Source organism: Flavobacterium aestuarii (genome assembly GCF_040049115.1).
Lineage (GTDB): Bacteria > Bacteroidota > Bacteroidia > Flavobacteriales > Flavobacteriaceae > Flavobacterium > Flavobacterium aestuarii.
Map to the genome: position 1 here is coordinate 41926 of NZ_JBDLZZ010000007.1, position 13149 is coordinate 55074.

At 35.3% G+C, this 13149-nt stretch carries 13 protein-coding genes; 11 read left to right on the plus strand and 2 right to left on the minus strand.

The window, feature by feature from the left end; all coding sequences use genetic code 11:
- Positions 1 to 29: 29 nt before the first annotated feature.
- The gene (locus ABEG11_RS09220; RefSeq protein ID WP_348823880.1) at positions 30 to 902 is read right to left on the minus strand and encodes an aldo/keto reductase; all 873 of its coding nucleotides are present in this window, start codon (positions 900 to 902) and stop codon (positions 30 to 32) included.
- A 224-nt stretch (positions 903 to 1126) separates the two neighbouring features.
- On the opposite strand from ABEG11_RS09220, the gene ABEG11_RS09225 reads away from it, so the two are divergent.
- The 9 genes from ABEG11_RS09225 to ABEG11_RS09265 all read left to right on the plus strand — a co-directional run bounded on the left by ABEG11_RS09225 (position 1127) and on the right by ABEG11_RS09265 (position 10903).
- A complete protein-coding gene (locus ABEG11_RS09225) occupies positions 1127 to 2131 on the plus strand; it encodes an AAA family ATPase (RefSeq protein ID WP_348823881.1) in 1005 nt (334 codons plus the stop codon).
- A gap of 77 nt (positions 2132 to 2208) precedes the next feature.
- Positions 2209 to 3072 carry a DUF58 domain-containing protein gene (locus tag ABEG11_RS09230; RefSeq protein WP_348823882.1) on the plus strand — a complete coding sequence of 288 codons (864 nt, stop codon included), beginning with the start codon at positions 2209 to 2211 and terminating at the stop codon, positions 3070 to 3072.
- Between the two features lie 106 nt (positions 3073 to 3178).
- Positions 3179 to 3484, plus strand: a complete 306-nt coding sequence (locus ABEG11_RS09235) for a four helix bundle protein (protein ID WP_348823883.1) — start codon at positions 3179 to 3181, stop codon at positions 3482 to 3484.
- A gap of 148 nt (positions 3485 to 3632) precedes the next feature.
- Positions 3633 to 5261, plus strand: coding sequence for a hypothetical protein (locus ABEG11_RS09240; protein ID WP_348823884.1), 1629 nt, complete (start codon positions 3633 to 3635; stop codon positions 5259 to 5261).
- Positions 5261 to 6262, plus strand: coding sequence for a vWA domain-containing protein (locus tag ABEG11_RS09245; RefSeq protein ID WP_348823885.1), 1002 nt, complete (start codon positions 5261 to 5263; stop codon positions 6260 to 6262). Before ABEG11_RS09240 ends, ABEG11_RS09245 begins: the two co-directional genes overlap by 1 nt.
- Positions 6263 to 6353: 91 nt before the next feature.
- Positions 6354 to 7388, plus strand: coding sequence for a VWA domain-containing protein (locus ABEG11_RS09250; protein ID WP_348823886.1), 1035 nt, complete (start codon positions 6354 to 6356; stop codon positions 7386 to 7388).
- A 63-nt stretch (positions 7389 to 7451) separates the two neighbouring features.
- Positions 7452 to 8210: a tetratricopeptide repeat protein gene (locus ABEG11_RS09255; RefSeq protein ID WP_348823887.1), complete on the plus strand. Its 759-nt coding sequence runs from the start codon at positions 7452 to 7454 to the stop codon at positions 8208 to 8210.
- Positions 8211 to 8331: 121 nt separating this feature from the next.
- Positions 8332 to 10080 (plus strand): BatD family protein, encoded by a 1749-nt coding sequence (locus tag ABEG11_RS09260; protein ID WP_348823888.1) that lies wholly within the window; start codon positions 8332 to 8334, stop codon positions 10078 to 10080.
- Positions 10081 to 10156: 76 nt separating this feature from the next.
- Entirely contained in the window at positions 10157 to 10903 is a 747-nt protein-coding gene (locus tag ABEG11_RS09265) for a tetratricopeptide repeat protein (protein WP_348823889.1), read from the plus strand.
- 81 nt (positions 10904 to 10984) lie between these two features.
- Here the strand turns inward: ABEG11_RS09265 and ABEG11_RS09270 are convergent, their stop codons facing one another.
- Entirely contained in the window at positions 10985 to 11485 is a 501-nt protein-coding gene (locus ABEG11_RS09270; protein ID WP_348823890.1) for a CvpA family protein, read from the minus strand.
- Between the two features lie 161 nt (positions 11486 to 11646).
- On the opposite strand from ABEG11_RS09270, the gene ABEG11_RS09275 reads away from it, so the two are divergent.
- Positions 11647 to 12003: a hypothetical protein gene (locus ABEG11_RS09275; protein WP_348823891.1), complete on the plus strand. Its 357-nt coding sequence runs from the start codon at positions 11647 to 11649 to the stop codon at positions 12001 to 12003.
- Between the two features lie 99 nt (positions 12004 to 12102).
- Positions 12103 to 13122 (plus strand): phenylalanine--tRNA ligase subunit alpha, encoded by a 1020-nt coding sequence (gene pheS / locus ABEG11_RS09280; protein ID WP_348823892.1) that lies wholly within the window; start codon positions 12103 to 12105, stop codon positions 13120 to 13122.
- Positions 13123 to 13149 lie beyond the last annotated feature (27 nt).

The window sequence follows — 13149 nt, forward strand, 5'->3', positions numbered from 1 at the left end:
CAGCTGAAATCCAGCTGTTTTCTGTTTTATTAAGGTACCTCGTTTCCTGTGCTTGCTGCCCAAAGAGAAAACCAGTCTTGCAATTCCATTTCAACAGCAGTGGCCTGCATTAATTGTGAAACCCTTTTTTCGTCCGAAGTGCCGCATACTGGCAAAATTCCGGCAGGATGTTTCAATATCCAGGCCAGTAAAATAATATCATTAGCGACTTCATATCTGGACGCTAATTCATTTGTAATTTTTTTTATGCGTTGTGATTGTTCATCATCATTTCTAAAAACTGTTCCCAAAGGCGACCAGCACATTGGAGTTATCCTGTTAATCTGCATGTGATCCAGGCTTCCGTCCAGCATAGGTTCGAGATGGGTGACGGAAAATTCGATCTGATTATAATTTATTTTGGTTTTTGTTTCGATTAAATTGCATTGGCTTGGAGAAAAATTAGATACACCAAAATCCAATATCTTTCCTGCTGTTTTCAGTTTTTCAACAGCTTCGGCAATTTCATCGGCTTGCATTAACGGACTTGGACGATGCAATAGCAGAAGGTCTAAATAATCGGTTTGCAGATTTTTAAGAGACTGCTCTGCCGAGGCGATGATATAGTTTCTGGAATATTCATAATGCTTAATAGTGTTACTCCTGTTTTCAGAAAGCATTTGAATACCGCATTTGGAAATAAGCTGAATGGTATTTCGTTCTATTCTGCTTGCAGCCAATGCTTTTCCAAACTCTTGTTCGGTTGTATAACCTCCATAAATATCGGCATGATCGAAGGACGAAATGCCGTTTTCGAGGCACGTATTCATGAGCGCTGTCATTTGGTGTGCAGTGAAGTTTCTGCCCCAGGCTCCCCAAGTCATAGTGCCAGCAATAATTTTTGAAAATGGAATTTTACTCATAGCTTGATTTTTAATGCATTCCTTTTAATTACAGGTTATTTTTGCGAATTTGATGTTTATTTTTTTTTGTTCTTAAAAATAGGTAAATGCAATCATAATTCGTCCTTAAAATTAGCCGTTTCATGGAAGTTTTAACCATTTTTTAACATCTTACTTCTAAAAAAAAATTCAATTTGCACCATCAAATAAAAGACACCAAAAACAAGAGGTTTAAATATAATAATATGGAACAAAATTCAGCGACTTTAGACATTAGAGCAATCAATGAAAAAATCGAAAGAGAAAGTGCTTTTATAGACCTTCTCACAATGGAAATGAACAAAGTTATTGTGGGCCAGAAACACATGGTCGAAAGATTGCTGATTGGGCTTTTAGGTCAAGGACATATTTTATTGGAAGGAGTTCCTGGATTGGCAAAAACTTTAGCCATTAATACACTTTCCCAGGCTATTCAAGGTTCTTTTAGCAGAATCCAGTTTACGCCAGATTTATTGCCAGCCGATGTTATCGGAACTATGATTTATAATATAAAAGCCAATGAGTTTTCTATAAAAAAAGGCCCCATTTTTGCTAATTTCGTCCTTGCCGATGAGATAAACCGTGCTCCTGCCAAAGTACAGTCTGCTTTGCTCGAAGCGATGCAGGAAAAGCAGGTTACTATTGGCGATTCTACCTTTAAATTAGACAAACCATTTTTAGTTCTGGCAACACAAAACCCTGTTGAACAGGAAGGAACTTATCAATTGCCGGAAGCTCAGGTAGACCGTTTTATGCTGAAAACAGTTATCGATTATCCTAAAATGGAAGACGAGCGCCTGGTAATACGCCAGAATCTTAAAGGAAGTTACGAAAAAGTAAACCCTGTAGTTTCTGTAGATCAGATTTTAAGAGCGCAGGAAGCTGTCCGTGAAGTTTACATGGACGAAAAAATAGAGAAATATATTCTGGATATTATTTTTGCAACTCGTTATCCGGAGAAATACAAATTGGCTGATTTAAAACCTTTAATCAGTTTTGGGGCTTCACCACGTGGAAGCATTAATCTTGCTACGGCTGCCAAATGTTATGCATTCATCAAACGTCGCGGGTATGTAATTCCCGAAGATGTCCGTGCTGTAGTACATGATATTCTGCGTCATAGAATTGGAATTACTTATGAAGCCGAAGCCGAAAATGTTACATCGGTTGACATTATCAATAAAATCATTAACGAGATTGAAGTACCTTAAAAAGTGATAAGGCAAAAGCCAAAAGCCATTAGTAAAACTCTAATGCCTAGTGCCTAATGCCTAATGCCTTAAAAAAAATGGATACAAAAGAGCTTTTAAAAAAAGTCCGTAAAATAGAAATCAAAACCCGAAGATTGAGCGATCATATTTTTTCGGGCGAGTACCATACATCGTTCAAGGGGCGCGGGATGACTTTCAGCGAAGTGCGTCAATATCAATTTGGCGACGACATTCGTGCTATCGATTGGAATGTAACTGCCCGATACAATGAAGCTCACGTAAAAGTCTTTGAAGAAGAACGTGAATTGACCATGATGCTAATGGTTGATATTTCGGGTTCTGAAAGTTTTGGCTCTAAAAATCAGTTCAAGAAGGAAATAGTAACCGAAATCGCCGCAACAATGGCTTTTTCGGCAACTCAAAATAATGATAAAATTGGATTGATTTTATTCTCAGACCAAATCGAATTGTATATTCCTCCAAAAAAAGGGAGATCACACGTACTTCGAATCATTCGTGAGCTTATTGAATTTGAACCTAAAAGTTATAAAACCGACATTGGTCAAGCTTTGAAATTTTTATCAGGTACCCAGAAAAAGAAAGCCATTGTCTTTGTTATATCCGATTTTATGTCAGGAGAATATGAGCACACTTTGAAAATTGCTTCCAAAAAACATGATATTACAGGTATTCGCGTATATGACATCCGCGAGGAAAAAATGCCCAATTTAGGAATGGTTTCTATGCTTGATGCCGAAACAGGCGAAACGAGACTGATTAATACAGGATCCAAATCGGTGCGGATGAATTACGAAAAGCACTATCATGAAAACGTGAATTATTTTAAGGAAACTTTCAGTAAATCAGGTTCAGGTGTTGTAAATACCCGAGTAGACGAAAGTTATGTTACCAAATTATTAGGCTATTTTAAATCGAGGTAGGGATTTCAGATTGAAGATTAACGATTTTTGATTGCTGATTTTCTGAAATGAGATAAAGATTTTTGGATCATGAAAAATGATATATTAGGTAAACTAAATATATGTAATGAATAAACAAGAACTTGAAAACAGATTAATAGATTTTGCGGCGGCTATAATAATTTCGGCAAGTACTTTTAAAGCAAATTACGCAGGAAATCATTTAGGGGGACAAATAATTAGATCTGGGATCTCACCGGCATTAAATTATGGTGAAGCCCAAAGTGCAGAAAGTACTAAGGATTTTATTCATAAAATGGGTATTTGTTTAAAAGAATTAAGAGAAACTTTTGTGTGTTTAAAAATAGTTGAAAAAGCAAAGTTAAGTTCAGATTTAAATAATTTAAATGATGGCAAAGACAGAAGTAAATGAATTGATTTCTATTTTCGTTTCAAGTATAAAAACTGCAAAAACAAATTTGAAATAAATATTTTCTGGATTGAAAACAATTTTTGTTCGGTGGAAAATCTGAAATCAAAAATCGTTAATCTTCAATCTTCAATCAAATTTTCTAAAATAAATGTTTAAAAAACTATTAATATTCCTGCTGTTTTCAACTTCACTTTTTGCCCAACAAAAAAAAGTAGAAACAAGTATTGATACCACAAAAAATAAAATTGGAGCTGAGTTTAAATTGACTTTAAAAACGTCGGTAGATACGCTGTCTAAAGTGGTTTTTCCAAAACTAAAAAATATTGGAGCGCTGGAAGTAATCCAGTCCTATCCAATTGATACTATCAAAAAAGACGACCGTTACGAATTAATCAAAAAGTATGGTTTAACTCAATTTGATTCTGGCAGATACACCATTCCCAGCATAAAAATCCTGATAAATAATAAAGAGTTTTTGAGTGATTCCATAAAAGTGGAAGTTGCCAATGTGCAGGTCGATACGTTACGACAAAAAATGTATGACATTAAAGAGATTGTAAAAGCCGAAGATTCAATAGGAGACTGGTGGAAATATCTTTTAGCAATTGTATTGATTTTAGGAATTGGTGCTTTTGTGTATTGGTACACTAAAATCCGCCAGAAGAAAAAAATTGAAGAAGAAGTTTATAAAACTCCAATTGAAAAAGCGACAATTTTACTGAATATATTGGAAAAGAAAGAACTTTGGCAGCATGGAGAAGTCAAGGAATATTATAGTGAATTGACAGATATTGCCCGAAATTATATCGAAGAAGCGATTGAAATTCCCGCAATGGAAAGCACTACTTCTGAGTTGATTGAAGCATTGAAGACAGCTTCTTTAAAAAAGAAAATGAAGCTTTCGCAGGAGACGATAGAAAATTTATCTGCTGTTTTGAAACAGGCCGATTTAGTAAAATTTGCTAAATCCACTCCTTTGGAATTTGAAATTACTGATGATAGAAATAAAATTCAAAAAGCGATTTTGACACTGGATGAAGCTATTCCAGTTGAGGTTCCAATTGAGGAAGATACCATTTTGAATGAAGCTCAAAAGCAGAAACAGATTCAGATATTACTTAGAAAAAAACGAAATCAGCGTATTGCAATTTCGATTGGATCAGTTCTTTTTCTGCTTTTTGCAACAACAGCTTATTTTATAGCAACAAAAGGCTTTGATTATGTAAAAGACAATGTACTTGGACATCCAACTAAAGAATTGTTAGAAGGCGAGTGGATTAAAAGTGAGTATGGAAATCCAGGTGTGATAATTGAAACTCCAAAGGTTCTGAAACGAATGGATTTGACAAAATCGCTGCCAAAAGACGGAATGGCACTCATCAAGGAGATGCAGTCTTTTGGATACGGAAGCTTACTGGACAATTTCTATATTATGGTTTCAACAATAAAATACAAACAAGAAGGAAATCTGGATTTGTCAAAAGCAATTGAAAGCTCTATAAAAGTATTAGAAACTCAAGGAGCTCAAAACATGATTGTCAAAGAAGAAGATTTTGAGACCAATAATGGGATAACAGGGAAAAAAGGATATGGAACGTTTTCTAGAATCGACAGCAATACTCAAACGAGTTCCAAAATATATTATGAAATAGTGCTTTTTGGACAAGAAGGAGGATTACAGCAAATAATGATTCTTCACGAAGAAGGAGATAAATATGCTATAGAATTATCAGCTCGTATTTTGAATTCGGTAGAACTTAAATCAGCAACTAACTAATGGAAAAAATAACCTTTTTAAATCCAGAATTTTTTTGGTTGTTTCTTCTAATGCCAGTTGCAATTGCTTGGCTATTTTGGAAAAGAAACCAACAAACTGCAACCTTGAAAATGAGTTCCCTTCAAGGTTTTAAAGGGTCAGAATCATTATTGACAAAGCTGAAACCAGGATTAGATGTTTTACGCATCTTGGCATTATCGCTATTAATCATTGCATTGGCAAGACCTAGAACGGTAGATATCAGTAATCAGACAAAAACCACAAAAGGAATTGATATAGTGGTGGCTGTCGATGTATCGGGTAGTATGCTTGCCAAGGATTTAAAGCCAAACCGAATGGAGGCTCTAAAAAGAGTAGCTTCGGTTTTTGTTGATGAAAGACCAAATGACAGAATCGGATTAGTAGTTTACGCTTCTGAAGCTTATACAAAATCACCGGTAACAAGTGATAAAGCGGTTATTCAGCAGGCAATTCAAAGCATAAAATACGATAATGTTTTGCAGGACGGAACTGGAATAGGAATGGGATTGGCAACTGCCGTAAACCGTCTTAAAGACAGCAAAGCCAAAAGCAAGGTCGTTATTTTATTGACAGACGGAGTAAATAATGCAGGATTTATAGAACCCGAAACAGCTTCGGATATTGCGCAGCAATATGGTATAAAAGTGTATACTATTGGTATTGGTACTAATGGAATGGCCGAATCCCCTTATGCAATCGGTCCAAATGGACAATTACTTTTTCAGATGATGAAAGTTGAAATTGATGAGCAATTGATGAAGAATATTGCTAAGAAAACAGGAGGAAAATATTTTAGGGCGACCAGCAACGATAAATTAGCAGCAATCTATAACGAAATCAATAAGCTTGAAACCACCGAAATAGAAGAATTAAAGTTCTATGATTATGATGAAAAATTCAGGGGTTTTGCTTTAGTAGCAGGACTTTTATTATTGATAGAAATTGGTTTACGAAATACAGTTTATAGGAGTTTTATATAAAAAAGATTGATGAGTGAAGATTAACAATTTGTGATTTCTGATTTATTGTTATCTGCAATCAAAAATCGTTAATCCAAAATCAAAAATTATTATGGAATTAGACGAACGCAATTATTTATACTTACTTTTTATACTGCCTGTAGTAGCGGTGATTTTTCTAATTAATTTATATTGGAAAAGAAAAAAACAACGTGAGTTTGGTGACTTGGAAGTTATCAATAGGCTAAGTCCAGAGCGTTCTGTTTTCAAGCCTTTTTTGAAATTGGGAGTAATGCTTTTGGGATTGGCGTCATTGATCATTGGCTTAGTCAATCCAAAAATTGGAACAAAAGTAGAAACTGTAAAAAGAGAAGGAATAGACATTGTATTTGCAATGGACGTATCCAAAAGCATGCTTGCCGAAGATGTTGCACCAAGCCGTCTGGAAAAAAGCAAACAGATTGTGTCACAGATTATCAATCAATTAGGAAGTGACAGAATCGGGATTGTTGCTTACGCAGGAAGCGCCTTTCCAGTACTGCCAATAACCACCGATTACAGTGTTGCCAAAATGTTCTTGCAGAGTATGGGACCAGGAATGGTTTCTTCTCAGGGAACATCACTAGATGAGGCTATAAAATTATCAGGGACTTATTTTGATGACAAAAGCAAAACCAGCAAATTATTGATAATGATTTCCGATGGAGAGGATCATTCTGAAGGAGCCGAAGCTGCAGCAGAAGAAGCCAAAAAATTAGGAATGAAAATCGTAACTATTGGTCTTGGTACCGAAAAAGGAGGGACTATTCCGCTGAAAAAAAACGGAAGAGTTGAAAGCTACCAGAGAGATAATAATGGGGAAGTTGTGATTACCAAATTAAACCCAAACAGTTTGGCTACAATTGCCAAAATTACCAGCGGGGGTTATGTAAACGGAAACAATACTCATGAAGTACTGGATTATATAAAAACAACTTTGGATAAAATCCAGAAAACCGAATTTGAAGCAACGCAAATGGCAGATTTCCAGTCGCAGTTTCAATGGTTTCTGGGAATCGGTTTTGTGCTGTTATTTATGGATGTTTTCTTTTTGGAGAGAAAAACCAGCTGGGTAAACAGATTGAATTTATTTAACGAGAATAAATAAGATAGTAAAGTGAATTTGCAATTTGATTGTTGTCAATACTTTGAAAGGAATATTTAAATGAAAATGAAAAATAAAATTATATACATACTGCTTATGCTTTTGACTTTTGTGGCCAATGCTCAAGAGAAAGATAAAGTTTTGCCTGAAGCAAATAAGGAGTATGCAGCCAAAAATTTTGTTGATGCTGAGGCTAATTACAGAATTTCGCATTCCAGATTTCCTAACAGGACTGTAGCTTCTTATAATTTAGGGAATTCTATTTATAGGCAAAACCAGTTTTCTGAATCCAAATTTGCCTATGCCAATGCGCTGAAAAATTTAAAAACCAGATCTCAAAAACATAAAGCTTTCCATAATTTAGGAAATGTTTTTATGAAAGAAAAAAATTATACTCAGGCCGTAGAAGCTTATAAAAATGCTTTGAGAAACAATCCGGAAGATGAAGAAACCCGTTATAATTATGCATTGGCCAAAAAAATGCTAAAAGACAATCCGCCTCCAAAAGACGATAAAAAGAAAGACAAGGATAAAAATAAGGATAAAAATAAGGATAAGGACAAGGACAAAAAAGACGACAAAAAAGATCAAGACAAAAAAGATCAGGATAAGGATAAAAAGGACGATAAAAAAGACGGAGATAAAAATAAAAAAGACGAAAAACCCAAAGATGATGGACAGCCAAAACCAAAACCAGGAGGAATTCCTAAGCAGCGGATGGAAAATCTTTTGGATGCCGTAAATAATGAAGAAAAGAAAATCCAGGATAAGGTAAATGCCAATAAGGTTAAAGGCGCTCCTGTAAAAACTGAAAAAGACTGGTAAATTGGTTTATTCGTTTAATCGTTTATTTGTTAATGAAAACAGTTCAACGGATTAAGCGAATAAACGGTTACTCAAATAAACAGTTCAACGATTAAACATTTTTAAACGATTAAACAATTTAATGAAAAGGTATTTAATTTTATTTCTATTATGTTTTCAAGGACTTTTGGCTCAGGTTCAATTTGAGGCAAGAGTAAGCAAGACGACGCTTGGCCTCAACGAAAGGCTGCGTATCGATTTTGTAATGAATATTGATGGCGATAATTTTGTGCAGCCTTCTTTTGAAGGTTTTAGGATTATTGCGGGACCAAGCCAGCAGGTAAGCCAATCCTGGATCAATGGAAAAACATCTTTCGAGAAAAGTTATTCTTATTTTTTATTGCCTACTCAAAAAGGAACTTTAACTATCAGACAGGCGGTCATCGAATTTAATGGCCAGATTTATAAAACGCAGCCTATAAAAATAAATGTAACTGCTGCGACAGAACAGCCGAGAGATCCATATGATTCCCAAATTTCGGCGGATGATAATCTTTATCTGGTGGCCGACATTACAAATACTAATCCTTACGTAAATCAGCCTATTACGGTGGTTTATAAATTATATTTCAGTTATAATATTGGAATTAACAATCTCAGTGAACAAAGCAAGCCTAAATACAATAATTTTTGGAGTCAGAACATTGAAATCAAAAATTTAGTTCCAGAGGAAGGAATGTTTAAAGGCGAAAGGTATCGGTATGCCGTATTAAAGAAGGTAATTCTATATCCGCAAAAATCAGGCAAGCTGGTGATTGAACCTTTAGCAATGAATATTGAGGTTAAATTGCCTCCTACTCGAAGAGATTTTTATGGACGTATAATTGATAACATTGTCAATAAACGAGTGTCGGCTGGTGCTAAAACCATCAATGTAAAACCATTGCCAGAAGCAGGAAAGCCAGCAGATTTTACTGGTGCTGTTGGTAAATTTGATTTCAAAGCAGTTCCATCCAAAACAACTTTGAAAAACGGAGAAAGCCTGGATCTTGTTTTGAGCGTTACGGGAACAGGAAACCTGAAGTTATTTACATTACCAAAACCAGAAGTGCCAAATGCGTTAGAAATGTATGATGCTGTTCATGATGAAAAAGTGAACACACCATTATCTGGAATGAATGGAAAAATATCCGATTCGTATACCATAGTACCTCAATATAAAGGGGATTATGTTATTAAACCAATGCATTTTTCGTATTTTGATTTAGGTTCAGGAACGTATAAAACGATAAGCTCTTCCGAAATAAAAATTAATGTTTTAGACGGGCCTACACAGTCTGCAGAAGCGCAAGCCTCTGCCAGTACAGGCAAAAATAAAATTGAACCTGCTGAACAGTTTAGATATATTGATTTAAGAACCGAACTTGTCTCAAGTAATGAACCAGCTTTTTTTGGATCTGATAAATTCTATGGGTTATTGTTATTGCCATTTTTAATGCTGCCGATAATTGTATTATTCAGAAAGAAAAAAGAAGCTATCGACAGTGATGTTTTTGGTAACCGAATCAAGATGAATAACAAATTGGCTAAGAAATATTTATCTGAAGCCAAAAAACAGATTAATAATAAAGAGCCATTCTATGTAGCACTGGAAAAAGCAATGCATAATTTCCTGAAAGCTAAACTGCATATCGAAACCTCTGAGATGAGCAAAGATAATATTCGGGAACTATTGTTGTCCAGAAAAGCAAATCCTCAAGCCGTCAATGATTTTATTGCACTGACAGAGAATTGCGAGATTGCGAGATATGCTCCATCGTCCAGCGCCATAATACAGCACGATTTTGATAAGGCTGTAGCCATCATTTCTGAATTAGAAAAACAAATATAAGTTACCAAGTCCCTAAGTTACTGAGAGGCTAAGAAACTTAGCTTCTTAAATTCTTAGAAACTAAAAATAAAATATAATGAAAAATATTTTTTACTTATTATTACTCATAACACAAGTTTTCTTTGCCCAAAATGGCTTTGAAAAAGGGAATAATTTTTATAAAAATGGAAAGTACGAACTTGCTGTAAAAGCGTATGAATCTGTTTTGGCAGCAAATCAGGAATCTGCTCAATTGTATTTTAATTTAGGAAATTGTTACTATAAATTACAGCAAACGGCTCCTTCCATTTATTACTATGAAAAAGCTCTGGTTTTGGATCCAGGTAATAAGGAGGCGTTAAACAATATAAAATTTGCTCAAAAAAGAACTATTGATGAGATCAAGGTGATTCCTAAAGTAGGTTTTGCAAAACTTCTTCGCGATTTTACTGGAATTTATCCATTCGATACGTGGGCCTATATCGCTATTGGGTTTGCATTTTTGTTTTTATTGTTTTTTGTAGGTTATTATTTTTCGCAAACTGGAGTTACTAAAAGGCTTTTCTTTGTGGCAATGTTTATTGTGCTGCTTTTTGTACTAATGAGTGTTGCGGCAGCTTTTTTCGAAAAAAGCCATTATGATAATGAGAAACCAGCTATAGTTTTTGCTGAGTCGGCTGATGTCAGGAGCGAACCTCAAAACGCAAGCAGTTCCATTTTTATCTTGCATGAAGGAACAAAAGTGTATGTTGAGGAAACCCTTGATAACTGGAAAAAAATTCAATTGACCGACGGAACCGAAGGCTGGATTGACAGCAAAGCAATAAAAGAAGTGAAAGACTAGTTTTTCAGGTTCCAGACGGCAGATTTCAATTGGCAGATTCTGCTGTTTTCTGAAGTTCGAATCTGCGGTCTTAAAAAACTGTTACTTCTTTGTGTTATCATACCACTTCTCAATAGAAGGAAATATAAATCCCGCTGTTTTTTGAATCGGGTTAAAGAAAATCGATTTGTCCAGCGTTTCTTTTTTGGCTAGATAATTGTGATAATTTATTTTTTCGAAGACAGTTAAAAAGATACTGATAATTAAAACAGTTTTCAGCACTCTGAAAAAACCGCCGCCAACGCTGTTAATCCAGCCCAAGTAGGCAAAATCAGCAATATTAGTCAGGAATTTGCCCATCAGATAAATACCGACAACCACAATAATAAAAGTCAGAATAAAAGCAAAAATTTGAATAGTGTAAGGATTCCAATGCAGCCAGCCTGATAAAATATTCCTCAATATATCTGAAAATTTGATGGCAATGTAAATACCAAGAATTAGCGAAAAGAACGAAGCCATTTCCACAAAAAGACCGTTTCGGATTCCTTTATACAACGAATAGCACAAAAGTCCGCCTACAATAATATCAAAAAAACTCATTTTTATATTTTAAAAATTAAAGCCGTAAAGATAAAAGAATTCACTGGTAACCATTGTCAATTTTCAAGTTCTTATCTTTGCTGAAATAATTCGATTTGATTTTTTGAAAATATGTCGAATAAATCTGCAGTCAAAATCATCAATCGATAATCTGAAATAAAATGTCAAGAGACACACAACTGAAAGAACGCTGGGAAAGGCTTGTTGATATACTTTCCAACCAATTTTCGCAGGGCGAAGATCTGGATCTGGATGCTATTATTTATTTAATCGGTGTTCAGGAACTCGGGCAGGTTCATCGTGAATTCAAAAAAGACGAGAAAGTCAATTTGATGCACATCGCCATCTGCCGGTTATTAGAACCTTATGGATTTTATGAATTCGAATTTTTTGATGAGGAAGGCTGGCCACATTACAAAGTAAAAGAGCAGCTGCCTCCTTTAAAAGCGGGGGAACAATCTGTTTTGATGAAAGAAGCCATAGTTAATTATTTTCTGGAAAAGGAACTCATTGATTGATGATTGAAGATTTTGAGCGGATGTTTAGAAAAACTTCTAATTTCTAACTTTTAACTTCTAACTTTTCCTTAAATTCGCACTCTCAATTACGGAATGAAAATGATAGACAAGATAAAAGAATATATTGGTGAAGCTCAAGCTTTCTCAACACAAAATCCAGCAGAATTAGAAGCATTTAGAATAAAATTCTTAGGAAGCAAAGGTTTGCTAAAAGACTTATTTGCCGAATTCAAGAATGTGCCAAACGACCAAAAAAAAGAATTCGGACAGGTAATAAATCTGCTTAAAACTTCTGCCGAAGACAAAGTGAAATCCATCCAGGAAGCTTTGGCCGACAAAGAAGAAGCTAAAGGCATCTACGGTGATTTGACCCGTACGGCCGAACCGTCAATTATTGGTTCCCGTCACCCTATTTCATTGGTAAAAAACCAGATTATCGATGTTTTTTCGAATATTGGTTTCAACGTTTCCGAAGGACCGGAAATTGAAGACGATTGGCATAATTTCACCGCATTGAACCTTCCCGAATACCATCCGGCGCGTGATATGCAGGATACTTTTTTTATCCAGACCAATCCAGATATTTTATTGCGTACGCACACTTCATCCGTGCAGGTGCGTTACATGGAAAACAATAAACCGCCAATTAGAACTATCTCTCCAGGCAGAGTTTTTCGTAATGAGGCAGTTTCGTCACGTTCGCACTGTATTTTCCATCAAGTGGAAGGTTTATATATTGACAAAGACGTTTCTTTTGCCGACTTGAAACAGACGCTTTTGTATTTCACCAAAGAAATGTTTGGTAAATCAAAAATCCGTTTGCGTCCTTCTTATTTTCCATTTACAGAACCAAGTGCCGAGGTAGATATTTATTGGGGTTTAAAAACCGAAACCGATTATCGTATCACCAAAGGAACAGGCTGGCTGGAAATTATGGGCTGTGGCATGGTAGATCCTAACGTCCTTACCAATTGCGGTATCAATCCTGCGGAATACAACGGATTTGCTTTCGGAATGGGAATTGAGCGTATCGCGATGCTGTTGTATCAAATTGGCGATATCCGAATGTTTTATGAAAACGACGTACGTTTCTTAGAGCAATTCAAAGCAAGTATATAAAGATTTAAGATTTTTGATCAGCGATTT